Origin of the sequence: Bradyrhizobium sp. CCBAU 65884, from assembly GCF_028128835.1 — a bacterium.
In the GTDB taxonomy this organism is placed as follows: domain Bacteria; phylum Pseudomonadota; class Alphaproteobacteria; order Rhizobiales; family Xanthobacteraceae; genus Bradyrhizobium; species Bradyrhizobium ottawaense.
The window spans coordinates 1-21692 of the sequence record NZ_LBJU01000068.1; the positions used below are offsets into that span (position 1 = coordinate 1).

The 21692-nt window shown below is 64.5% G+C and carries 24 protein-coding genes; 14 read left to right on the plus strand and 10 right to left on the minus strand.

Annotation, left to right across the window (positions count from 1 at the left end; genetic code table 11):
* Positions 1-88 precede the first annotated feature (88 nt).
* Both XI03_RS02705 and carA read right to left on the minus strand, forming a co-directional pair.
* Entirely contained in the window at positions 89-610 is a 522-nt protein-coding gene (locus XI03_RS02705) for a cupin domain-containing protein (RefSeq protein WP_271591248.1), read from the minus strand.
* A gap of 173 nt (positions 611-783) precedes the next feature.
* Positions 784-1974: a glutamine-hydrolyzing carbamoyl-phosphate synthase small subunit gene (gene carA / locus XI03_RS02710; RefSeq protein WP_038948142.1), complete on the minus strand. Its 1191-nt coding sequence runs from the start codon at positions 1972-1974 to the stop codon at positions 784-786.
* Positions 1975-2120: 146 nt separating this feature from the next.
* Here carA and XI03_RS02715 point away from each other — a divergent pair, with 146 nt between their 5' ends.
* From XI03_RS02715 to XI03_RS02745, 7 genes are all read left to right on the plus strand, one after another.
* The gene (locus XI03_RS02715; protein WP_271591249.1) at positions 2121-2831 is read left to right on the plus strand and encodes an alpha/beta fold hydrolase; all 711 of its coding nucleotides are present in this window, start codon (positions 2121-2123) and stop codon (positions 2829-2831) included.
* A gap of 52 nt (positions 2832-2883) precedes the next feature.
* A complete protein-coding gene (locus tag XI03_RS02720) occupies positions 2884-3339 on the plus strand; it encodes a GatB/YqeY domain-containing protein (protein ID WP_271591250.1) in 456 nt (151 codons plus the stop codon).
* 119 nt (positions 3340-3458) lie between these two features.
* Positions 3459-4595 (plus strand): epoxide hydrolase family protein, encoded by a 1137-nt coding sequence (locus XI03_RS02725; protein WP_271591251.1) that lies wholly within the window; start codon positions 3459-3461, stop codon positions 4593-4595.
* 159 nt (positions 4596-4754) lie between these two features.
* Entirely contained in the window at positions 4755-6365 is a 1611-nt protein-coding gene (locus tag XI03_RS02730) for an acyl-CoA synthetase (protein WP_271591252.1), read from the plus strand.
* A gap of 42 nt (positions 6366-6407) precedes the next feature.
* On the plus strand, positions 6408-6875 hold the full coding sequence (locus tag XI03_RS02735) for a MarR family winged helix-turn-helix transcriptional regulator (protein ID WP_095426765.1): 468 nt from the start codon (positions 6408-6410) through the stop codon (positions 6873-6875).
* Between the two features lie 80 nt (positions 6876-6955).
* Complete coding sequence (locus XI03_RS02740) at positions 6956-7342, plus strand: nuclear transport factor 2 family protein (protein ID WP_095426764.1); 387 nt, start codon at positions 6956-6958, stop codon at positions 7340-7342.
* Positions 7343-7344: 2 nt separating this feature from the next.
* The gene (locus XI03_RS02745; protein ID WP_028140486.1) at positions 7345-7788 is read left to right on the plus strand and encodes a hypothetical protein; all 444 of its coding nucleotides are present in this window, start codon (positions 7345-7347) and stop codon (positions 7786-7788) included.
* Between the two features lies 1 nt (position 7789).
* On the opposite strand, the gene XI03_RS02750 is transcribed toward XI03_RS02745, so the two are convergent.
* Positions 7790-10021, minus strand: a complete 2232-nt coding sequence (locus XI03_RS02750; protein WP_028140485.1) for an ATP-binding protein — start codon at positions 10019-10021, stop codon at positions 7790-7792.
* Positions 10022-10261: 240 nt separating this feature from the next.
* Between XI03_RS02750 and XI03_RS02755 the strand changes: the two genes are divergently transcribed.
* The gene (locus tag XI03_RS02755) at positions 10262-11035 is read left to right on the plus strand and encodes a DUF2189 domain-containing protein (protein ID WP_028140484.1); all 774 of its coding nucleotides are present in this window, start codon (positions 10262-10264) and stop codon (positions 11033-11035) included.
* A gap of 28 nt (positions 11036-11063) precedes the next feature.
* Here XI03_RS02755 and XI03_RS02760 read toward each other — a convergent pair whose 3' ends face one another.
* Both XI03_RS02760 and XI03_RS02765 read right to left on the minus strand, forming a co-directional pair.
* Positions 11064-11255 carry a hypothetical protein gene (locus tag XI03_RS02760; RefSeq protein ID WP_028140483.1) on the minus strand — a complete coding sequence of 64 codons (192 nt, stop codon included), beginning with the start codon at positions 11253-11255 and terminating at the stop codon, positions 11064-11066.
* On the minus strand, positions 11255-12061 hold the full coding sequence (locus XI03_RS02765) for a transglutaminase-like domain-containing protein (protein ID WP_271591253.1): 807 nt from the start codon (positions 12059-12061) through the stop codon (positions 11255-11257). The genes XI03_RS02760 and XI03_RS02765 overlap by 1 nt, the downstream gene beginning before the upstream one ends.
* Before the next feature lie 389 nt (positions 12062-12450).
* Here XI03_RS02765 and XI03_RS02770 point away from each other — a divergent pair, with 389 nt between their 5' ends.
* Entirely contained in the window at positions 12451-12630 is a 180-nt protein-coding gene (locus XI03_RS02770) for a hypothetical protein (RefSeq protein ID WP_028140481.1), read from the plus strand.
* A gap of 18 nt (positions 12631-12648) precedes the next feature.
* Here the strand turns inward: XI03_RS02770 and XI03_RS02775 are convergent, their stop codons facing one another.
* The 3 genes from XI03_RS02775 to XI03_RS02785 are packed head-to-tail and all read right to left on the minus strand — an operon-like array spanning position 12649 to position 13935.
* Positions 12649-13161: an SRPBCC family protein gene (locus tag XI03_RS02775; protein WP_271591254.1), complete on the minus strand. Its 513-nt coding sequence runs from the start codon at positions 13159-13161 to the stop codon at positions 12649-12651.
* Positions 13158-13628, minus strand: coding sequence for an SRPBCC family protein (locus XI03_RS02780; RefSeq protein WP_271591255.1), 471 nt, complete (start codon positions 13626-13628; stop codon positions 13158-13160). Before XI03_RS02780 ends, XI03_RS02775 begins: the two co-directional genes overlap by 4 nt.
* The gene (locus tag XI03_RS02785; protein WP_028140478.1) at positions 13621-13935 is read right to left on the minus strand and encodes an ArsR/SmtB family transcription factor; all 315 of its coding nucleotides are present in this window, start codon (positions 13933-13935) and stop codon (positions 13621-13623) included. Before XI03_RS02785 ends, XI03_RS02780 begins: the two co-directional genes overlap by 8 nt.
* 207 nt (positions 13936-14142) lie before the next feature.
* Between XI03_RS02785 and XI03_RS02790 the strand changes: the two genes are divergently transcribed.
* Together XI03_RS02790 and XI03_RS02795 are read left to right on the plus strand one after the other, a co-directional pair.
* Positions 14143-15588, plus strand: a complete 1446-nt coding sequence (locus XI03_RS02790; RefSeq protein ID WP_271591256.1) for an LVIVD repeat-containing protein — start codon at positions 14143-14145, stop codon at positions 15586-15588.
* Between the two features lie 319 nt (positions 15589-15907).
* Positions 15908-16528 carry a LysE family translocator gene (locus XI03_RS02795; protein ID WP_080670083.1) on the plus strand — a complete coding sequence of 207 codons (621 nt, stop codon included), beginning with the start codon at positions 15908-15910 and terminating at the stop codon, positions 16526-16528.
* A 3-nt stretch (positions 16529-16531) separates the two neighbouring features.
* Here XI03_RS02795 and XI03_RS02800 read toward each other — a convergent pair whose 3' ends face one another.
* Positions 16532-17335, minus strand: a complete 804-nt coding sequence (locus XI03_RS02800; protein ID WP_271591257.1) for an N-formylglutamate amidohydrolase — start codon at positions 17333-17335, stop codon at positions 16532-16534.
* A 75-nt stretch (positions 17336-17410) separates the two neighbouring features.
* On the opposite strand from XI03_RS02800, the gene XI03_RS02805 reads away from it, so the two are divergent.
* Positions 17411-17809, plus strand: a complete 399-nt coding sequence (locus XI03_RS02805; protein ID WP_095426760.1) for a gamma-glutamylcyclotransferase family protein — start codon at positions 17411-17413, stop codon at positions 17807-17809.
* Between the two features lie 77 nt (positions 17810-17886).
* On the opposite strand, the gene XI03_RS02810 is transcribed toward XI03_RS02805, so the two are convergent.
* Positions 17887-18450, minus strand: coding sequence for a chlorite dismutase family protein (locus XI03_RS02810; protein WP_152103548.1), 564 nt, complete (start codon positions 18448-18450; stop codon positions 17887-17889).
* A gap of 161 nt (positions 18451-18611) precedes the next feature.
* Here XI03_RS02810 and dnaG point away from each other — a divergent pair, with 161 nt between their 5' ends.
* Positions 18612-20633, plus strand: a complete 2022-nt coding sequence (gene dnaG, locus XI03_RS02815) for a DNA primase (RefSeq protein ID WP_271591258.1) — start codon at positions 18612-18614, stop codon at positions 20631-20633.
* Between the two features lie 375 nt (positions 20634-21008).
* Positions 21009-21692 (plus strand): RNA polymerase sigma factor region1.1 domain-containing protein (locus XI03_RS02820; RefSeq protein ID WP_271591259.1); only part of this gene is annotated, 684 nt, incomplete at its 3' end.

Genomic DNA, 21692 nt, shown 5'->3' on the forward strand with positions numbered 1-21692 from the left:
CAGGCCACGCCTTGACGGCCGCAAGCACGGCGTCATGCTCGCGGAAATCGGGCGTGCTTTAATGGTTGCTACGGCACTGCCTTTATGGCTACCCCCACAACCGCATTAACGCTCCATCCTTGCCCGTCACGGGATCAGCCGGCGGCAGCGCGACTTGTGGAATCGTCTTCAGCGCCTTGGCGTGGTTGTCCGGCGTTGCGCGCGTTATCTCCATCCTCGCGCCGGGCGGATAGGCGCCGATCACGCAGAAATCCTCGCTCGCCCTGATGCATTGATGTCCGGTGCCGGCCGGCAGGATCGCGACATCACCCGCCTTGATCTCGAGCTCCTGACCATGGTCGCCGCCGAAGCGGACGCGGGCGCTGCCGCGCGCCACGCCGAGCACCTCATGCACCGTCGCGTGGTAATGCAGATAATCGTAGACACCGTTGCGCCACGTCCCGCCCCAGCCGTTCGTTTCGAACAGGTTCTCGATGGTCTCTTCCGGCTGCTTCGGGTCGAGCTTCACCGCACCCTGGTAGACCAGGAAGGGGCGGATGTTGTTCGGCACGAGCCCATCATCCTCGAACACGATGGCGAGCGGCTCGGCCTTGTCGCGGACGACGGACATGGCGGGCTCCGGCTGCAAAAGACAGCGGGACAACATTCTATCGTGTGGAGGTGTTCCTCAACGGGTCACCTGTCCCGGACGCGCTGCAGCGGGCAACGCTGCGGCGCAGAGCCGGGACCCAGATAGCCGCGAGTGGTAGGCACCGGTTCAGCGGGGGCATGAGAGCGCGCGTCTTACGCGCTCTTCTTCTGACGCATCAGATCCGCAAAACGCTGGAACAGATAGTGCGAGTCGCGCGGGCCGGGCGATGCTTCCGGGTGGTACTGCACCGAGAACACCGGCTTGCCGTCGAGCTGGATGCCGCAATTGGAGCCGTCGAACAGCGAGATGTGGGTCTGCGTCGCGCCCTTCGGCAGCGTGGTCTCGTCGACCGCAAAGCCGTGGTTCATCGAGGTGATCTCGACCTTGCCGGTGGTCTCGTCCTTCACGGGGTGGTTGGCGCCGTGATGGCCCTGATGCATCTTTTTTGTCTTCGCGCCGACGGCGAGGCCGAGCATCTGGTGGCCAAGGCAAATGCCGAAGGTCGGCGTGCCCGACTTGATGACGTCCCGGATCACGGGCACGGCATATTTGCCGGTCGCGGCCGGATCGCCGGGACCGTTCGACAGGAACACGCCGTCCGGCTTCATCGCCAGAATGTCTTCGGACGAGGTCGTCGCCGGCACCACCGTCACCTTGCAGCCGACGCCGGCGAGCAGGCGCAGGATGTTGCGCTTGATGCCGTAGTCGATGGCGACGACGTTGAACTCAGCCTTGTCCTGGCGGCCAAAGCCCTTGTCCCACAGCCACGGCGTCTCGTCCCAGGTGAAGCGCTGGCCGCTTGTGACCATCGGCACGAGGTCCATGCCCTCGAGGCCCGGCCATTCGCGCGCCTCTTCCTTCAACCCATGCAGGTCGAACTCGCCGTTCCTGGCGTGCGCGATCACGGCGTTGGGCATGCCCTTGCTGCGGATCAGCGCGGTCAGGGCGCGGGTGTCGATGCCGGAGAGGCCGATGATGCCGCGCGCCTTCAGCCACTGGTCGAGATGCTTGGTGGCGCGGTAGTTCGAGGGATCGGTGATCGCGGTGCGCAGGATCACGCCGCGCGCGCCCGGCGTCGCCGCCATGTTCACCGTCTCGATGTCTTCCTCGTTGGTACCGACATTGCCGATATGCGGGAAGGTGAAGGTGATGAGCTGGCCGGCATAGGAGGGATCGGTGAGGATCTCCTCATAGCCGGTCATCGCGGTGTTGAAGCAGACTTCACCAACGGCGTGGCCTTCGGCGCCGAGGCCAAAGCCTTCGAGCACGGTGCCATCGGCGAGCACGAGGAGCGCGGTCGGTTTATGGTCCGGCCAGGCGGGATCGTTGTCATGTTGTGTCATGAGCGCGTTTCATAAGCCTGCCGGACGCCCCCGTCAAAGCGCAGATGCGCCGATTCACATGCGTTTTTGCATATTTGACAGCCCGTCTCGGGCTCCTAAGCTTGGCCGCACAATTTCCGGCAAATTCCTGGGCTTGCGAGGCAATAATGGATCAGACCACCCCGATTCTGTTGGTTCCGGGGCTGGCCTCCTCGGCCCGGATCTATGCCCCTGTCATCCCGGCGCTGTGGCGCTTCGGCCCGGTCATGGTTGCCAACCATATCCGCGACGACAGCATGGCGGCGATCGCCGCCCGCGTGCTGAGCGAGGCCCCGCCGCGCTTCGCGCTCGCCGGCCATTCCATGGGCGGCTACATCGCGTTCGAGATCATGCGCCAGGCGCCCGAGCGGGTGGCCAAGCTCGCGTTGATCAACACCCAGGCGCGGCCCGACGCCCCGGAGGCGACCGTGCGCCGCCGCGGCCTGATGGAACGCGCCCGGCGCGGCGAGCTCCGCGCAATCCGCGAGGAGAGTTTTCCGGAGCTCGTGCATCCGTCGCGCCGCGATGACGCCGATATTCTCAAGCTGGTGCATGCGCAGGACGAGGATGTCGGTGTCGAGGGCTATCTGCGGCAGCAGACCGCGATCATCGCACGGGTGGATTCGCGCCCGACGCTTGCAGCCATCAAATGCCCGACGCTGGTGTTGACGGGCGATGCCGACAACACCATCCCGAACGCTCTCTCCAGGGAGATGGCCGAGGGCATCGCCAGCGCAAGGCTCAAAGTCCTCGATCGCTGCGGGCACTTGCCGCAAGCCGAGCAGCCGCAAGCGACAGTGCGGGCCTTGACCGAATGGCTCGGAACCGAGGTTGTCTAGGACCCGCGAACGGCCTAGATCAGGCGTCATATCTTTCGAAGGGATCACGATCATGCTGCGCGACGACATCAACAATGCGGTCAAGGAGGCCATGAAGGCCAAGGACGAGCGCAAGCTGTCCACGCTGCGCATGGTCAACTCGACCATCAAGAACTCCGACATCGATGCGCGCGGGCAGGGCAAGCCGCCGTTGTCGGACGCCGACCTGCTCGGTGTCTTTCAGAAGATGATCAAGCAGCGGCAGGAGTCGGTCGAGCTCTACGAAAAAGGCGGCCGCGCCGAGCTTGCGGCCCAGGAGCGCGAGGAGATCGCAGTGATCTCGGCGTATCTGCCGAAGCAGATGGCCGACGACGAGGTGAAGAAGGCGATCGCGGACGCGATCACTGAAACCGGCGCCGCCGGCATGAAGGACATGGGCAAGGTGATCGCCGTGCTGCGCGCCAAGTATGCCGGACAGATGGATTTCGGCAAGGCGTCTGGCTTGGTGAAGGCCGCGCTGTCGGGCTAAGTCGTAGCACGCGTAGCGTGAACCCGGAATCCATCGCGCTGCTGAGTCCGTTGCTTAATGGATTCCGGGCTCGCGCTGCGCGCGTCCCGGAATGACAAGAAGAAGAAGGGAGGCAGCCAATGACCGCCATCAAACCGTTCCGCGTCGCCATCAGCGACGACATCCTCGCCGATCTCAAGTCGCGTCTCACCCGCACGCGCTGGCCGGAGGCGGAGCTGGTTGACGACTGGAGCCAAGGCGCGCCGCTGAAGTGGATTCAGGAGGTCTGCACCTATTGGGCCGATGGCTACGACTGGCGGGCGCGCGAGGCAAAGCTCAACCGCTTCGAACAGTTCACCACCGAGATCGACGGGCTCGACATTCATTTCTCGCATGTGCGCTCGAAAGAGCCAAACGCGCTGCCGCTGATCATCACCCATGGCTGGCCGGGTTCGATCGTCGAATTCCAGAAGGTGATCGCGCCGCTGGTCGATCCGGTCGCGCATGGCGGCAATCCCGCGGACGCGTTTCACGTCGTCTGTCCCTCGCTGCCGGGCTTCGGCTTCTCCGCCAAGCCGAAGGCCACCGGCTGGGGCGTCGACCGCATCGCCGCGACCTGGGCGAAGCTGATGGAGCGGCTCGGCTATGCGCGCTACGGCGCGCAAGGCGGCGACTGGGGCTCGGCGGTGACGGCCTCGCTCGGTGCGCAGGATGCGGCGCACTGCGCCGGCATTCACATCACGCTGTCCTTCAACTCGCCGCCGCGCATGGAGGGCGAGCCGACCGCGGAGGAGAAGCGAGCGCTCGCCGGCCTCAAGCATTACGTCGATCTCGACTCCGGCTACTCCAAGCAGCAATCGACGCGCCCGCAGACGCTCGGCTATGGCCTCACGGATTCGCCGAGCGGGCAGGCGGCCTGGATTCTGGAGAAATTCTGGGCCTGGACCGATTGCGACGGCCATCCCGAGAACATCTTCACCAGGGACGAGTTGCTCGACAACGTCATGCTGTACTGGGTGACGGAGACGGCGACCTCCTCGGCGCGGCTCTACTGGGAGAGCTTTGGCAAACGCCGCACCACGCCTGTCGTCAAGGTGCCGACGGGCGTCGCCGCGTTCCCCAAGGAGATCATCACGCCGGTGCGACGCTGGATGGAACCGACTTTCCATGACATCACGCATTGGAGCGAGATGGAGAAGGGCGGCCATTTCGCCGCGTTCGAGCAGCCGGAGCTGTTCGTGCGCGATGTCAGGAAGTTCTTTGCGACGGTGCGGTGAAGTGTCCCCTCAAACGTCATGCCCGGGCTTGTCCCGGGCATCCGCGGCCTTAGACTAGCAGTGAAGCAAGAAGAGCGTGGATGGACGGGACTTGATCGAGAAGACGCGCTTTGCGCTTTTGCCGGCCATGACCGAGACTGACGGAAACGATCCAAGCCCATGCTGACCGAAGCCGCAACCTACGACGAACTCACTCGCAACTTCCGCTGGGACATCCCGGCGCGCTTCAACATGGCGGAAGCATGCTGCGATCGGCATGCCGACGGCACCGGCCGGCTCGCGCTGATCTATGTCGACGAGAACGGCGCCACCACGCGAACCTCCTTCGACGAGGTCGCGGACATGTCGCGCCGCTTCGCCAACGTGCTGAAGGCGGACGGGCTTTCGCGCGGCGACCGCGTCGCGGTGTTCCTGTCGCAATCGCTGGAGCTGCCGATCGCGCATATGGCGGCATTCCGCTCAGGCCTGGTCTCGATCCCTCTGTTCGCACTGTTCGGCGAGGACGCGCTGGAATTCCGCCTGTCGAATTCACAGGCGAGGGCAATCATCACCGATGAGGCGGGCTGGGAGAAGCTCACGAAGATCCGCGAGCGGCTGCCCTATCTGCAGGACATCTATGTCACGAGCGGCGCCGTCCACGCCGGCGCAAAGCCATTCTGGCCGGCGATCGAAACCGCGTCCGAGGACTTTGCGACCGTCGACACCGCCGCCGACGATCCCGCGCTGATCATCTACACCTCGGGCACGACGGGAAATCCCAAGGGCGCGCTGCATGCGCACCGCGTCGTGCTAGGCCATCTCCCCAATGTCGAGATGTGTCACAACTTCCTGCCGCGTCCCGGCGATCTCATGTGGACGCCGGCGGACTGGGCCTGGATCGGCGGCCTCGTCAACGGCCTGCTCGCATTCTGGTATCACGGCATCCCCCTGGTCGGGCATCGCGCGCGCAAATTCGAGCCGCAGGCGGCGATGCAGATGATGGCCGACCTTGGCGTCCGCAACGTCTTCCTGCCGCCGACCGCGCTCAAGCTGATGCGGCAGGCGGGCGTGAAGCATCCGGGCGTCAAGCTCCGCAGCATCTTCACCGGCGGAGAATCGCTCGGCGGCGAGCTGCTCGGCTGGGTTCGCGAGACTTTTGGTATCGACGCCCATGAGGTGTTCGGCCAGACCGAGTGCAATCTCGTGATCGGCAGCAACTCCAATCTGTTTCCGATCCGCCCGGGTTCGATGGGCAAGGCGACGCCGGGCTTCGACGTCCGCATCGTCAACGACAAGGGCGAAGAATTGCCGCGCGGCCAGCGGGGCATCATCGGCGTGCGCCAGCCATGCCCCGTCACCATGCTCGAATACTGGCGCAATCCGGAGGCGACGGCGAAGAAATATGCCGGCGAATTCCTGCTCACCGGCGATCTCGGCGTGCAGGACGAGGACGGCTATTTCTGGTACGTCAGCCGCGAGGACGACGTCATCACCACCGCCGGCTATCGCGTCGGCCCGTCCGAGATCGAGCACACGCTGATGAAGCATCCCTCGGTGGCAATGGCCGCGGTGGTCGGCATCCCCGATCCGATCCGCACCGAATCGATCAAGGCCTGGATCGTGCTGCGCCCCGGCTTCACCGGCACCGACGCGCTGGCGCGCGAGATCCAGGAGTTCGTCAAGGTGCAGCTCGCCGCGCATGAATATCCGCGGTTCGTCGAATTCGCCGAGACGCTGCCGATGACGGCGACAGGCAAGGTGCTGCGGCGCGAGCTGCGGGCCAAGGGCTAACGCTTACAAGGGCTGACTTCTTACAAGGGCTGACTTCCGACAATGGCCAGGACGTCTCAAGCCGCGGGACTTCACCGCGCTTCGCTCGACAAGCTGCACGATCTCGATGCGGCGCTGGAGCTCATGTATTACGGCTGGCGCGGCATGACGCTGGAAGCCGACGAATATCTTGCGAAGCAGGGCCTGTCGCGTCCGCATCATCGTATCCTCTATGTGGTGGCACGCCGGCCCGATATCGCGATCGGCTCGCTGCTCGAGGTCCTCGGCATTTCCAAGCAGGCCTTGAGCCGGCCGCTCAGTCTGCTGCTCGAGCGCAAGCTGGTGACGTCGAAGCGCTCGCCCGAGCAGCATCGCTCCAAGCTGCTGCGTCTGACGGCCGCCGGGCAGCGCATCGAGCAACGGGCCTCGGACCACGAGCGCAAGGTCTTGCGCGAGGCGTTCGATCGCGTCGGCGCCTCCGGGGCGGCGGCATGGATGGCGGTCATGGGGACGATCGCCGACAACAATTGACCGTTCTTAAAGTCAATATAGTTGACATGAGAAGCGGGCTTTGTCACTGTCCTGGCAACGAGCCGGGGAGGGCTCGTGTCATGAGCGGACAGAATCCATTGAGCGCGCAGAAAATGAATCGCGTGGCCGCCGAACGCTTCGTCGCGGCCTGGTGCGCGAGCTGGTGCAAGGTCGATATCGACGCGGTGGTGGCGCATCTTGCCGAGAATGCGCAGATGCGCAGCCCTCTGGCGCTGACGCTGACCGGTTCTCCCGTCGTCGCCGGCATCGAGAATATCCGCGCCTATTGGCGCAAAGCCTATGGCCACATCGAAAGCGCGGACCTGAGGATCCTGAGCTGGAGCTGGGACGACACCATCGCGCGCCTGACGGTGTGGTGGCAGCTGGGAGACACGCGCGCCAGCGAGTTCATGGATTTCGACGCTACGGGGCGCGTCGTGCGCAGCGAAGCCTTTTACGGAAAATGACCATGCGCCTTTCGGATATCGTCCTGCTCCTCAACACGCTGTGGTTCGGCGGCGCCTTCATCCAGTTCAGCATTGCGCAGGCCAACACCCTGAAGATCTTGCTGCCGCGGGAAGAGCGCAGCAATCCGATCGCGCCAACCCTGGCGGCCAGCGTCGCGTTCCTGGGCGGGATGAACCTGCCGATAGGGGTGTTGTCGTTCTACCTTCTGGCTGCGCGTCCGCTCTTCTTCCAGCCGGTCGAGGCGCAGCTCACGCTGTTCCTGTTCTTTTCGGCCTGCCATTTCAGCCAATTCGCCTATAACCTCCCGGTGCTGATGCGTGGCGGACGCGTCGGGGTCGCCTACTGGCCGGTGTTGAAGGGGCCGATGCTCCGGATCTTCGTCATCGACGCGGGCCTGTTCGCGGCCAATCTCGCAGTGGCGCTCCAGCTCGCGATAGCGTCCTGATCTACCGCGACGGCTCCGAGAGCGCGGCCCGCAGCATCGCCGCAAGATCCTTTCGCCGGAACGGCTTGGTCAGAATGCGGGCGTCGCCGACCCCGTCCGGTGTCTTGACGGGCGTCTGGCTGTAGCCGGAGGTGAAGAGCACCTTGAGATCAGGCCGCAGCCCGGTTGCTTGCCTCGCAAGCTCCGGCCCGAACATGCCGCCGGGCATGACGACGTCGGTGAACAGCAACTGGATGTCCCCGGGCTGGCGCAGCACCTCCAGCGCCGCCGGTCCGTTCGACGTGGCGATGACCCGGTAGCCCAGCGTCCTGAGCTCGTTCTCGACATAGGCCCGCACCATGTCGTCGTCTTCGACGAGGAGAATGGTCTCGTGTCCCGCTTGTGTGACGGTCGCTTCCGCCGGGCGCAGGTCCTGGCCTGGCGGTGTTGCGATACGGGGAAAGAACAGCCTGACGACACTGCCTCGTCCCGGCTCGGACTGCATCTGCACAAGTCCGCCGGACTGTTGTGCAAATCCGTAGACCATGCTCAGGCCCAGGCCGGTCCCCTTGCCGACCTCCTTGGTCGTGAAGAACGGCTCGAACGCGCGGCTGACCACCTCGGCGCTCATGCCGCTGCCGGTATCGGTGACGGCCACCATCACATAGTCGCCGGGCCGCGGCTCGCCGTTGACGTCGAGGTCGGATTCACCGAGCGAGCTGTTATGGACCTCGACCGTCAGCTTGCCGCCCTCCGGCATCGCGTCGCGCGCGTTGAGTACGAGGTTGAGCAGGGCCGTCGTCAGCTGGCCGGGATCGACGCTGGTCGGCCATAAATCCCGGTCGAACGCGAAGCGGCACTCGATGTGCTCGCCCAGCGTCCGGCGCAGAAGCTGCTCCATGCCGAGCACCTTCTCGGCGATGTCGATCTCTCTCGGCCGCAGCGGCTGCTTGCGCGCGAAGGCGAGCAGGCTCCGCGTCAGGTCAGAGCCGCGCTCGGCGGCGGTCGCGATGTCGCCGGCAATGCGGTGCAATTCCTTGTTTCCCGCCAGCCGGTCGGCGAGATGCTCCGAGTTGCCGAGAATGACGGTCAAGAGATTGTTGAAATCATGCGCCACGCCGCCGGTGAGCTGGCCCATGGCTTCCATCTTCTGGGATTGGCTGAGCTTCTGGTTGAGATCCGCGATCGCGGCGCGCTGCTGTTCGAGCGATTCGGCGGTGCCGTTGAGCAGGCTCATCAATCCGCCGAGCTCGCCGCCCGGATGGGGCTCCGGAATGCGGGCGCTGAGATCGCCGCGCGCGAGCCTCTTCGCCATGGTGGCGAGCCGCCCGATCTGGCGGCCGATGCTCACGGTCGTGAGGATCCATAAGCCGGCGAGGAGCAGCAGCAAGGCCACCGCGAGAATCGCCATGTCCTCGTAAAGCCGGCGGTTCGCCGCCGCGACCAGTCCGTCCTTGGAGCGTCCGACCATGATGGTGAGGCCGGCCTTGCGCATCGAGGGCGAGCGGGCAACGCCCCAGATCTGCGTGCGGCCCCCGCGGTCGGTGACTTCCCGAAATGGCTCGCCATCGGGCGCTGCGGCAAAGCGGAACAGATCGGAGCCCGCAATGGTCCCGCCGACAGGCTCGCTCCAGCCGCCGCCCTTGGGGGCGACCAGGACCGTACCTTTGGCGTCGACGAACAGGATATCCTTCTCGGCGAGCAGCCGCTTGTCGTGAAATTCCGCGAATTTGTTCAAGTTGAAGGACGCGAGCAGCACGAACTTCAGCGCGCCCGTCTCCGATCGCACGGGATAGGCGATCTGCAGCACCGATAGCCCGGTGAGGCGGCCGAACACCGGCTCTGCGGCAACGACGCCTTGAAGACCCTTGACCTCTTTGAAATAGCCACGGTCGTTCAGGTCGAGGGTGCGGTTGGTCCGAAGCGAGTCGCAGAACAGGCTGCCGTCGGGATCGATGGTCAGGATGCCCGTGAACTGCGGGTATTCTTCGCGCACTTCCGACAGAAACGCCGAGCACGCCGCCTTGTCGCGCGTGTCGAGGTCGCGGGCCCGGGCCAGACCGTAGTGGAGCTGGGCGGTGCCCTGGATCTTCTCGTTCAGATCGCTGGCGATGTCGTCGGCGGATGCGGCCAGATTGGCCAGCGCCGCGTCGATCTCGCTGGCCCGGTTCTGCACGAAGCGCAGCCCGACCAGGATCGCCGGCACGAGCATGGCGGCGATGACGAGGATCAGTAACCGGGTACGCAGGCTCATCGGTGGGGCGGTCCGCTCTCAGGCGTATCTGCTCGGAGGTATAATTTGCGGCACGATCGTCTGCTCAGTCCATAGCCATTGGGCGAAAATCGCACTGATGGTCAAGGATTTCACACCGCGAGCATAGTTACCTCGCCGCTATTCTTCGCGCCGGCTCGCATCAAGTTGCGCCTGCGCGCGGCGGCGCTAGTATCGCAGCCTGCGCGCGACGAAGATCGCGTCGATGTGTGGAGGGAGCTCATGTCCATCTCCGGCAAGGTCGATCCGGTGGTACGTCGCGTCGCGGCGACCGACATCGCCGAGGCGCTGGTCGAGGGTCTGCGCGATTTCCAGGCGCTGCCGTTCTACGGTCTCTGCTTCGGCGCGCTCTACGCCGCTGGCGGCATCGCCATCATGCTGTGCCTCACCGCCTTCGGCATGGTCTATCTCGTCTATCCCCTGGCGGCCGGCTTCGCGTTGATCGGGCCGTTCGTGGCGATCGGACTCTATGAGGTCAGCCGCCGCCGTGAGCGCGGCGAGCCGGTCTCCTTCGGCGCGATCTGGTCGGCCGTGCGCGCGCGCAGCGAGATCGGCTGGATGGCGTTCGTCACGCTGTTCGTGTTCGTGATATGGATGTACCAGGTGCGGCTTTTGATCGCGCTCCTGCTCGGCCTGCACGCTTCGTTCTCGAGCCTTCAGGAATTCATGACCGTGGTGCTGACCACGAATGAAGGCCTGCTGTTCCTCGGCATCGGCAATGCGGTCGGTGCGGTGCTGTCGCTGATCCTGTTCTCGTTGACCGTGGTGTCGTTTCCGCTGCTGCTCGACCGCGAGGTCGATTTCGTCACGGCGATGGTGACGAGCGTGCGCGCAGTGGTGACGAGCCCGCTGCCGATGATCACATGGGCCGCCGTGATCGTGATGCTGCTGATCGTCTCGGCGCTGCCTTACTTTCTCGGGCTGATCGTGACACTGCCCGTGCTCGGGCATGCGACCTGGCATCTTTATCGGCGGCTGGTGGTGCCGGCGGCGTAAGAAGGGAGCCGGGCGCGACGGCGGCGAGCTATTCGCCCGTTGCCAAGCGGCGAACGCCGGATGAGGTCAGTTCGAGTTCGCCGAGCCGCCTGATCGCATAACCCAGGTTGACCAGGCGTTCGCCGTGTCCTTGCGGAATATCGTCCTGCGCCTTGCCCTTGCCGACCTCGGCCAGCGACGCGAATTCATCGGCGCTGAGCGCAGCGGTGCTGTCTGTCATCAGGCGACCTCGTTCGTCCATACCTTGAAATTGAGCAGGGTATTCGGCCCGAAGGTCTGGGTGATCGGGACGTCTGCGGCGTCGCGTCCCTGTGCGATCAGCACGCGGCCAATCCGCGGCGTGTTGTTGCGCGGATCGAACATGTGCCAGCTCCCACCGATGAAAGCCTCGAACCAGGCCGCGAAATCTCCCGCAGGCCACGGCTGCGGTGTGCCGATGTCGCTGAGGTAGCCGGTGCAATAACGCGCCGGGATGTTCATGCAACGGCAGAAAGCGATGGCGAGATGGGCATAGTCGCGGCATACGCCCTTGCCTTCGTCGTAGGCTTCCCGGGCTGTCCTGGTCGCACGCGCGTGCTCATGCCCGAACGTGATGCGGCGATGAACAAAATCGCAGATGGCCTGGACCCGCGCCCAGCCCGGCGGCGTCTGCTCGAACAACTTCCACGCGATGTCCGACAGGCGATCGGTCTCGCAGTAGCGACTACCGAGCAGATAGACGAGCGCGTCGGCCGGCAGCGCTTCGACGGCGTGCTGAATCGCTTTTGGAAACACCGGGTCGGGCAGGCCGCTGCCGCCAACGACGCCATCGCCGGCAAGGCGGAAGGCGCCGGCTGGCGCTACGATGCGGCTGCACCAATTGCCGAAGAGGTCGCGATAGGGACTGATCGCCACCGAGGGGCTGGTGGTCAGCAGATCGGGCACGATCACATCGGAGGCGCGCGTGAAGTGCGTGCCCAACACCATGATCATGGGCGTCGGCTGCGGGAATTCGTACAGCATCTCGTACCCGACGCGGAGCTTCATACGAAACACTTTCCCTTGGCTAAGCTCTCAACATGGCTACGAAGCGGTCGAACACAAGGCTTCGACCGCCTTATTCGCCCGCGAGCGGCATTTGGCGCTTCAAAAGCGCGGCGCGGGCGAGAAAACGATAGCTAATTGCAGTGATTGCGCGCACGGTGCGCCAATGTCGGGCAGGCCGGTCGTCTCTGCGCACACAGGCCGCTACGACTCCAAGCGCGCGACGTGAACGGCTCATTTCTGGCGTCGGCGGAACCGACACGTCGTAACGACGACCATTGGCGTATTGCCCGTTTCAGCGGCTGGGCCGCGCGCGGCGGGCTCGTGCCGCTCGATGACGGGAAGATTCCATCGCGGTCGATGTGAGATCGAACGCCAACCGAAAGCACCTGATGCAAACGCTCTCCCCACGGCACGTCAAGGCAGACGAAGCGCTCCGGCTCGGCGTGGAGTCGGGCTGGTACGCGATCAAAGTCAGCGGGACCTTTGTCTCGGGGCCGCACGACTCTGAAGGGGAATGCCGTCGCAAGATCGACGAGATTCATCCGCCGCTGGTGAAGAAGAAGCGATGAGGGCCCAGGTTCCGGCCGCTACGGCGTCTTGATCCCCATCGCCTTCAGCGCATCCAGCATCCGCTGCGGCGGGCCCATCTTCACCACCAGCGGCTTGCCGGTCTCGAGCACGCTCTTGAGACCGGACAGGATCGCCGGCCAGCCCTGCCGTCCGCCTTCGAGGATGTCGTCGCCGAGCGGCCGGTCGTGGCCTTCGCTCATGGTTAGGCGGACCGCATCGCCGGCCTGTTCGATCTCGTAGGTGACGAGGGTCGGGCCGAGCTTCTCGATCAGCTCGGGCCAGTTCACGTTGAATGTGACCGAAAGCTTTCGCGGCGAATCGTAGGCGAGAACCTCGCCGCTGATGTGCAACGCGCCATCGGGCGTGCGCACCGTGAACGCACCGCCAAGACGCGGCTCGACCTCCACGGCATTGCCGAAGAAATACTGCTTGCTGAACTCGGCCGAGGTCAGCGCCTCCCATACCTTCTCCGGCGTCGAAGCGATGTAGATGGTGTAGACCGTCAGCGGCTTGAATTGATCGAGGTTCATTTTGCGTCGAATCCCTTGTTGAGCGCCGTGCGCGGGATGGCGAGCACTTTGCCGCTCTCCAGCAGGCTCTTGAGCCCGGACAGGATCGCCGGCCAGCCATTGGAGACGGCGCCGAGATATTTGCCGCCCTCGACGAAGCCGTCATGCAACACGGTCAAACGCAGGAGCGCGCCGAACGGTTCGATGGTGAAGACGACGCGTGAGATCGGCTCGCCGCGCAGCTCTTCGAACTTCTGGTGCTTGAAGCTGTAGGACAGGCGGCGCGGCGGATCGGCCTCGAGGATCTCGCCGGAATCGGTGATCTCGCCGTCGAGCGTGAGCGCAAAGGGCGAGCCGGCTTTCCAGTCGGAGCGGACCTCGGCGCCGAACCAATATTGCCTGGTGAATTCGCTCGACGTCAGCGCCTCCCACAGCTTTTCCGGCGTGGTCTCGATATAGGTCACGTAGACGAACTCCGGCTTACTCATCGCGCTTCTCCAACTGGCGTTTCAACTCGCTGAGTGCGGCGAGCTTGCCGCGCTCGAATTTTTTGATCCAGCGTTCGCCGATCTGATGGATCGGCACCGGGTTGAGATAGTGCAGCTTCTCGCGGCCATGCCTGATAGCCGTGACCAGATTGGCCTCTTCCAGAATGACAAGGTGCTTGGTCACGGCCTGCCGCGTCATCGCAAGGCCCTCGCAGAGCTCGTTCAGCGTCTGGCCGTTTTTGGCGTGAAGCCTGTCGAGCAGCGACCGTCGTGACGCATCGGCGAGCGCTTTGAAGACCTCATCCATGACACCGATAATAGGCAACCAAATGGTTGCGTGTCAAGCGCGCCGTCATTCCGAAACCGCGCAGCAATTATCCGGAATCTCGAGATTGCGGGTTCGCACTTTGTGCGCCCCGGAATGTCCAGCCGCAGAATCGTGTTTTGGTCGCCCGCAATCGGCCGTGCTAGCCTTTCAGCTCAGCCAACGCAGATTGGTTCCGGGAGGATTTTCATGTTCCGTCGCGTTTCATTTGCTGCCGCTCTCGTCCTTTTCGCGTGCAGCACCGGGGCCCAGGCGCAGAAGCAGACCATCGGCGCGCCGCCCGAAGCGTCCAACATGAAGCTCGTCGGGAGCAACGACCTCCAGGCCCGCAGCGCCTATCAGCCGACCATCCATCACCAGGGCGATCGCTGGATCGCCTATATCGGCCATCACGGCGGCACTGATGATGTGCCCGCGCCTGTCAACCCGATGACGGGCAAGGCCGAGCCGAACGGAACCTCGATCGTCGACGTCACCGATCCCGCGCGTCCGAAATATCTGCGGCATCTGCCGGGGCAGGAGGGCAAGTACGACTCCGGCGGGGCGCAGATGGTGCGGGTGTGCGACGGCAAGGCGTTGCCGAAGGGTGATCCCAACGCGGTCTACATGCTCAGGACCTTCGGCGGCGAGGCGCATGAGATATGGAACGTCACTGATCCCGCGAGCCCGGTCCTCATCACGCGCATCGGCGGCCTGAAGGACACGCACAAGAGCTGGTGGGAATGCGACACCGGTATCGCCTATCTCGTCTCGGGCGCGCCGGACTGGCGCACGCGGCGCATGACGCAGGTCTATGATCTCTCCGATCCCGCGCATCCGCAGAAGATCCGCGACTTCGGACTGCCCGGTCAGGAGCCCGGTTCGACCGGCGCGGTGCCGACCGAGCTGCACGGGCCGATCTCGACCGGGCCCGATGGCAACCGCGTCTATTTCGGTTACGGCACCAACAAGGGCGGCATTTTGCAGATCGTCGATCGCGACAAGCTCCTGAACGGGCCGAAAGAGCCGACGTCGGACAATCTGCGCTATCCCGAGATTTCGCGCATGCCGATGTCGGCCTTCAACGGAGCGCATACGACGTTTCCGATGCTCGACATGCCGATCGCCGAATTCGCCGAGGACAAGGACGGCAAGACCCGCGACATCGTCATGATCGTGAATGAAGCGATCCTCAACGAATGCGGCGAGGCGCGGCAGATGGTGTGGTTCGCCGACGTCACCACCGAGACGCGGCCGATGATGATCTCGAGCTACACCGTGCCGGAGGCGAGCGGGCAGTTCTGCCAGCGCGGCGGCCGGTTCGGCTCGCATTCCTCGAACGAGAGCATGGCGCCGGTCTATTACAAGAAGATGGCCTTCATCGCCTTCTTCAATGCAGGCGTGCGCGCGCTCGACATCCGCGATCCCTATCATCCGAAGGAGGTCGGCTATTTCATTCCGTCGATCACTGGCGCAACCGACAAGCGCTGCATCCCGATCGAGGGCGGCGAGCGCTGCAAGGTCGCGATCCAGACCAACAATGTCGAGACGGATGATCGCGGCTTCATCTACATCGTCGACCGCGCCAATACCGGCCTGCATATCCTGGAGCTGACCGGCCCGGCGCGCAATGTCGCCGGCCTGCCGAAGAACTGACGATGCGGCGCGGGCGCTAGGACTATCGCATATGGAGCAATTTCACCCGCGGCCATCCTTCGAGACGCCCGCCGTTGGCGGGCCCTCAGGATGAGGATCGAGTGCGTGGGCAGTCGTTTCAACGAGCACCGATACTGCTTAGCCTCATCCTGAGGAGACCGCGAAGCGGTCGTCTCGAAGGACGAGGCGCGCGCTCAAGTCGCGCAAAAATGCCATAGGCGACTGCCCTGCCGCGTGCGGGAAGAGGGAAGAAGCCAGCTTCCGTTCCCGCCCGTCCCATGCATTAATACCCGCCAGCGCCACCAGCCGAGTCCTCCCCATGATGTCCATGCAAGCCTATTTCGCCTTCGTCGCCGCCTGCATTGCGCTGGCGCTGCTGCCGGGGCCGATCGTCACCCTCGTCATCGCCAACGGCCTGCGCCACGGCACGCGTGCTGCGCTGACCAACGTGGCCGGTGCGCAGGCCGGCCTTGCCATCGTCATCGGCATCGTCGCGGTCGGCCTGACCTCGCTGATGGCGACCATGGGCTACTGGTTCGACTGGGTGCGCTTTGCCGGCGCCGCTTATCTCGTCTGGCTCGGCATCAAGCTGATCTGGGCGCCGGTCGAGGGCGTCGATGTCGACACACCGCCTCCGCCGCCGCGCGGCGGCTTCTTCCTGCAGGGTTTTCTGGTGCTGCTGTCGAACCCGAAGGTGCTGGTGTTCTTCGGCGCCTTCATCCCGCAGTTCATGGACATGAACCAGCCGCACTTTCCGCAGGTCGCGCTGCTGGGCGCAACCTTCATGGTCACCGCCGTGGTGACCGATGCGCTCTACGCCATTGCCGCAGGCCGCGCGCGAAAATTCTTCTCGGCGCGCCGCACGCGGATGATGTCGCGCATCTCCGGCGGCTTCATGATCGGCGGTGGCATCTGGCTGGCGCTGACCAGGGCGAAGTGAGGCTTACACCAGCAGCTCCGCCTTCAGCTCCACCGCGACCTCGGCAAGGATCCTTGCCAGCCGTTCGGCCCATTGCTGCTGGCCCGCGTGGTCGGCGATCAGATCCTGTCGGATCTCGATGCCGGTGTTGACGAGGCCGCGCCCTTCGCCGTGGACGGGGATGGTGTAGTCGGTGAGGTCGCTGACCGCGTAAGGTTCGTTGTCGCCGACGACGAGATCGCCCTCTGCGCGCAGATGCTTGAGCAACAGCTGCGGCAGCACGGTGTCGCGGTTGTACAGCGCGGCGATGTGCCAGGGCCGCGCGACGCCGGCATAGACGGGCGTGAAGCTGTGCAATGAGACCAGCACCGTCGGCCGCTTGTCGTGCAGGCGGGCGTCGATCGCGGCATCGATGCGATCATGATAGGGCTCGAAAATCTCGCGCCGCCGTGCCTCGCGCTCCCCATCCGAAATCCTTTCGTTGCGCGGGATCGCGGTCGCTTCGGAGATTACGGGGATAGAGCTCACCGCGGCCGGCGGGCGGTTGCAGTCGATCACAAGCCGCGAATAGCGCTGCGCGATCAGGTGCGCATCCAGCAACCTGGCGAGCCGCTCGGCGACGCCGGCGATGCCGATGTCCCAGGCGATGTGTCGCGTCAGTTCGGCCTCGGTGACGCCGAGATCGCCGAGCGCGCGCGGCAGCACCCGCCCGTAATGATCCGAGGTGAGCAGGAAGGGTGAAGTCCCTCCCGCGTTCACCTCATGCACCGGCGGAATATCGCCCTCATCGAGCAGTTGATCGGCGGCCTCGGCCGTGTGCAGGTCCATCCTGATTGCCTATGAAACGATTACGTGTCTAAACGGAGTAACGATATTGCACCGACGTCGCAACTTTAGAGCAGCATGACCTCCGATCGCCTTTTCGTCTATGGCACCCTGATGCGCGGCTTCGACCATCCGATGGCGCGGCTGCTTGCGGGCCACGCGGATTTTCTGGGTGAAGCGACCTGCCGCGGCAGCCTCGTCCTGGTGAAGCATTATCCGGGATTGCTGCTGTCGGAGGCAGCCTCCGACATCGTTCATGGCGAGCTCTTCCGGATGCGCGTGCCTGACGAACTGCTGGGTGAGCTCGACATGTACGAAGCCTGCGGCGAAGGCTTTCCGGAGCCGACCGAATATCTGCGCCGGCTGATCGACGTGACGCTGGCTGATGGCGCCACGGAGAAGGCCTGGACCTATGTCTACAACTGGCCGGTCACGGGTCTGCCGCGCATCGAGTCCGGGCGCTTTCTGAAGCATTAGTTATTTTCGAGCATGATCTTCTCGGAAAACCGCTTCGCACTTTGCACTGACGCGGCCGTCCGGGTCCGGATCGTGCTCTAAGCCGACAGCACTTCCTTCACCACGCGCACGTCGACCTCGCGCTCGACGTAACTCCATTCCTCGGTTTCCCGGAGCATCGCCACCAGCTCCTCGAACAGCGGGGCGTGCGCGGGGGCGAATTCGAACCAGGTCAGGAAGTCGAAGGGCTCGCCGAGGTCGCGGCAGTGATAGAGCTGCCGCGCGATCGCGGGCAGGAAACGAAGACTGCTCGCGATGTGGTGCGATTTGTCCTCGAAAATCTTGCGGCGCTCTTCCTGGGTCAGCTCCCACCAGGCCTGCGATTTGCGGATCGGGATCAGCGCCGCGCTGGTTGCTTCCATCCGGCCGAGCCCGGCCTGCACGGCCACGAGTTGCTCCTTCTCAGGCCGCTCGGTGTAGCGCAAATTGCTCGGGGCCCCGACCAGCCGCCACGCATTGCGCGAGGGCACCAGCGGCAATGAGACGGCCTCGCTGTCGGTGACCGACAGCGCCGGCATGAAGGGCAGGGGCTCGCCCGTCACTGATGAAATCGAGGTGACGCGCCAACCCCCGCTGTGGCCGCCTCGAAACGTCCTGAACATGGCCTATGGAAGCGCGGAACCGGGGCGGGTTCAAGCTTTCCGTCGAAACTTTCGCCTGTGAATAGCCGGGAGAAGCCACACATGCTTCGTATTTCCCGGGACCGTCCCTATATGCCTATCCGGTTGGCCATAACGCCCGACTCAGCCCAGAAATCAGCATAATGCGCTTCACACCCCAATTCCTCGACGAGCTTCGTGCCCGGCTTTCGGTCTCCGAAGTCGTGGGCAAGCGCGTCAAGCTGAAGAAGGCGGGGCGGGAGTGGAAGGGGCTGTCGCCGTTCCAGCAGGAGAAGACGCCGTCCTTCTACGTCAACGACCAGAAGGGTTTTTACCACGACTTCTCCTCCGGCAAGCACGGCGACATCATCAGCTTCGTGATGGAGACCGACGGCCTGCCGTTCGCGGAGGCCGTCGAGCGGCTCGCCAGCATGGCGGGCCTGGCGCTGCCGGCAGTGACGCCGGATGCGGCGCGGCACGAGCAGCGCCGCCGCACGCTGCATGACGTCATGGATCTCGCCGCGACCTATTTCGCGGAGACCCTGGCCTCGCGCGTCGGCGCCAAGGCGCGCGGCTATCTCGCCGACCGCGCGATCTCGCCGGCGACGCAGTTGCAATTCCGCCTCGGCTATGCCTCGCCCGATCGCTTCGCGCTGAAGGAGCACCTCGGCAAGCTCGGCGTTTCCGTCGACGACATGGTCGAGACCGGCCTGCTGGTGGCCGGCAACGACATTCCCGTGCCGTATGACCGCTTCCGCGATCGCGTGATGTTCCCGATCACCGATTTGCGCGGCCGCGTCATCGCCTTCGGCGGGCGCGCGCTGGAGAAGGACGTTCCGGCAAAATACCTGAATTCGCCGGAGACGCCGCTCTTCCACAAGGGCGACAATCTCTACAACCACCAGACCGCGCGCAAAGCCACCCATGACGGCAGCGCGCTGATCGTGGTCGAGGGCTATGTCGACGTCATCGCCATGGTCACCGCGGGCTTTGCGGGCGCGGTCGCGCCGCTCGGCACCGCGCTCACCGAAAGCCAGCTGGCGCTGCTCTGGAAGATGGCGGACGAGCCGATCCTCTGCTTCGACGGCGACCGCGCCGGTCAGAAGGCGGCGTATCGTGCTGCCGATCTCGCGCTGCCCTTCCTCGCACCCGGCAAGAGTCTTCGTTTCGCGCTGTTGCCGGAGGGGCAGGACCCCGACGATCTCGCGCGCTCGGGCGGTCGCGGCGCCATCGAGGAAGTCATCGCGGCGGCCAAGCCGCTTGCCGAGATGATCTGGTCGCGCGAGCTCGAAGGCGGCAACTTTGCCACCCCCGAGCGCCGCGCTGCGCTGGAGGCGCGCATCAAGGAGCTTGCGAACGGCATCCGCGACGAGGTGGTGCGGCGCTATTACCGCGATGATTTTGCCGAGCGGCTTCGGCGCACTTTCGCGCCCGAGGGTGGCCGCGGCGGCTTTGCCGGCCGGGGTAATTTCCAAGGCAATTTTCAAGGCAATTCCGGTCGCCAATTCCAGTCCCGGGCTGCGGGAGGCGCGAATCGATTCGGGGGGCAAGGATTCGGTGGCGGCCGCCGCGGCGCGCCCGGCCCCACCCTGTTACCCTCCGGCCCCTACCAGGCGGCGAGCCCGCAGCTGGCGGCAAGCCCGATCATGCGCGGCCAGCGCAGCGCCATCTCCCGCCGTGAGGCCCTGATCCTGCAAAGCCTGATCAACCATCCCTGGCTGTTGCACGACCACCTCGAGGAGGTCGCCGCCCTGGAGCTGGCCCATCCCGAGGCCCACAAGCTCAGGGCCGGCATCATCGCCGCCTTTGCCAACGACCACCACCACTCCCCGGACCCCGGCGAGCAGGCCGAAAAGATGCGCGGCGATCTCGCCAGGAGCGGATTTTCGCAAGTTCTTCAAAGGGTTGAGAGCGGCATCACGACCGCGGCGGTGTGGGGCGCCCGCGAAGGGGCCGCCCCCGACGACGTTCTCGCCACCTGGCACCAGCTGGTTGCCTTGCATCGGCAATACCATTCACTACTTAGAGAGTTGAAGGACGCCGAGCTGGCCTTGGGGGAGGACCCCAGCGAGGCCAATTTGGCGTGGCTGCGTGACGTCAAGGCCCGTCTGGCCGAGGTCGACGGCACCGAGGCCCTGATCGAGGGTTTTGGCGAGCTGTCGGGCCGGTTCCAGAAGAGCGTGTGATGAAAGAATCATGCGGACGGCCGGAGCCGGAACCGCTAAAAGACTCGCCAAATCCAAGGTTTGGCGGCAAAAACAGGGTTAATCGAGGCTTAACGGTCTTGTAGCACTTTGGCCACCAGGCGGCCGCAGGCAGAACAGACGCGTCAGGAATGAATCCGCGCATTGCTGTTGGCACTACACCTGCATCCGCTGCGACAAAGAGGCTGACGAAGCGTTAGGCATTTCCGGCGAGAGAGAGTTGGGGGTGGCGAGAGACATGTGCGCCGCCCTTTCCGTGTCGAGAGCTGCCGAAGCGAGAGCGTCGGGCAACAGGTTCATGTGAATTCAGGCAGGCGCGGCGAGCCGACTGCATTGAAGCGCGTTTAGGAGCAATGGATGGCCACCAAGGCAAAGACGCTGCAGGCGAAGGACAAGGAAAAAGACGACAAGGCAGCGGACGCGCCGGAAAAGGATTCCCAGGACGCGCCCTCGCCGTTGCTCGACCTGTCCGACGCCGCCGTAAAGAAGATGATCAAGCAGGCCAAGAAGCGCGGCTTCGTGACCTTCGATCAGCTCAACGAAGTCTTGCCGTCCGACCAGACCTCGCCCGAACAGATCGAGGACATCATGTCGATGCTCTCCGACATGGGCATCAACGTCACCGAAGCCGACGATAGCGAAGGCGAGGACGACAAGGACGAGGGCGGCGAGGACGAGACCGACAACGAGCTCGTCGAAGTCACCCAGAAGGCCGTCACCGAGGTCAAGAAGAGCGAGCCGGGCGAGCGCACCGACGATCCCGTGCGCATGTATCTGCGCGAGATGGGCACGGTCGAGCTGCTCTCCCGCGAAGGCGAAATCGCCATCGCCAAGCGCATCGAGGCCGGCCGCGAGGCGATGATCGCAGGGCTGTGCGAAAGCCCGCTGACCTTCCAGGCCATCATCATCTGGCGCGACGAGCTCAACGAAGGCAAGATCTTCCTCCGCGACATCATCGATCTCGAAGCCACCTATGCCGGCCCCGACGCCAAGGCCGGCATGAACAATGCGATGATCGCAGGTCCCACTGGCGAGAACGGC

Bases quoted from the DNA above. Each gene is read 5' to 3' on its own strand.
- XI03_RS02810 (WP_152103548.1), bottom strand. From the start codon at position 18,450: ATGTTCAGGACGTTTCGAGGCGGCCACAGCGGGGGTTGGCGCGTCACC.
- XI03_RS02735 (WP_095426765.1), top strand. From the start codon at position 6,408: ATGGCCAGGACGTCTCAAGCCGCGGGACTTCACCGCGCTTCGCTCGAC.
- XI03_RS02745 (WP_028140486.1), top strand. From the start codon at position 7,345: ATGCGCCTTTCGGATATCGTCCTGCTCCTCAACACGCTGTGGTTCGGC.
- XI03_RS02790 (WP_271591256.1), top strand. From the start codon at position 14,143: ATGTTCCGTCGCGTTTCATTTGCTGCCGCTCTCGTCCTTTTCGCGTGC.
- XI03_RS02715 (WP_271591249.1), top strand. From the start codon at position 2,121: ATGGATCAGACCACCCCGATTCTGTTGGTTCCGGGGCTGGCCTCCTCG.
- XI03_RS02725 (WP_271591251.1), top strand. From the start codon at position 3,459: ATGACCGCCATCAAACCGTTCCGCGTCGCCATCAGCGACGACATCCTC.
- XI03_RS02785 (WP_028140478.1), bottom strand. From the start codon at position 13,935: ATGGATGAGGTCTTCAAAGCGCTCGCCGATGCGTCACGACGGTCGCTG.
- dnaG (WP_271591258.1), top strand. From the start codon at position 18,612: ATGCGCTTCACACCCCAATTCCTCGACGAGCTTCGTGCCCGGCTTTCG.
- XI03_RS02805 (WP_095426760.1), top strand. From the start codon at position 17,411: ATGACCTCCGATCGCCTTTTCGTCTATGGCACCCTGATGCGCGGCTTC.
- XI03_RS02765 (WP_271591253.1), bottom strand. From the start codon at position 12,061: ATGAAGCTCCGCGTCGGGTACGAGATGCTGTACGAATTCCCGCAGCCG.
- XI03_RS02740 (WP_095426764.1), top strand. From the start codon at position 6,956: ATGAGCGGACAGAATCCATTGAGCGCGCAGAAAATGAATCGCGTGGCC.
- XI03_RS02720 (WP_271591250.1), top strand. From the start codon at position 2,884: ATGCTGCGCGACGACATCAACAATGCGGTCAAGGAGGCCATGAAGGCC.
- XI03_RS02775 (WP_271591254.1), bottom strand. From the start codon at position 13,161: ATGAACCTCGATCAATTCAAGCCGCTGACGGTCTACACCATCTACATC.
- XI03_RS02755 (WP_028140484.1), top strand. From the start codon at position 10,262: ATGTCCATCTCCGGCAAGGTCGATCCGGTGGTACGTCGCGTCGCGGCG.
- XI03_RS02760 (WP_028140483.1), bottom strand. From the start codon at position 11,255: ATGACAGACAGCACCGCTGCGCTCAGCGCCGATGAATTCGCGTCGCTG.
- XI03_RS02770 (WP_028140481.1), top strand. From the start codon at position 12,451: ATGCAAACGCTCTCCCCACGGCACGTCAAGGCAGACGAAGCGCTCCGG.
- XI03_RS02705 (WP_271591248.1), bottom strand. From the start codon at position 610: ATGTCCGTCGTCCGCGACAAGGCCGAGCCGCTCGCCATCGTGTTCGAG.
- XI03_RS02750 (WP_028140485.1), bottom strand. From the start codon at position 10,021: ATGAGCCTGCGTACCCGGTTACTGATCCTCGTCATCGCCGCCATGCTC.
- XI03_RS02800 (WP_271591257.1), bottom strand. From the start codon at position 17,335: ATGGACCTGCACACGGCCGAGGCCGCCGATCAACTGCTCGATGAGGGC.
- XI03_RS02730 (WP_271591252.1), top strand. From the start codon at position 4,755: ATGCTGACCGAAGCCGCAACCTACGACGAACTCACTCGCAACTTCCGC.
- XI03_RS02795 (WP_080670083.1), top strand. From the start codon at position 15,908: ATGATGTCCATGCAAGCCTATTTCGCCTTCGTCGCCGCCTGCATTGCG.
- carA (WP_038948142.1), bottom strand. From the start codon at position 1,974: ATGACACAACATGACAACGATCCCGCCTGGCCGGACCATAAACCGACC.
- XI03_RS02780 (WP_271591255.1), bottom strand. From the start codon at position 13,628: ATGAGTAAGCCGGAGTTCGTCTACGTGACCTATATCGAGACCACGCCG.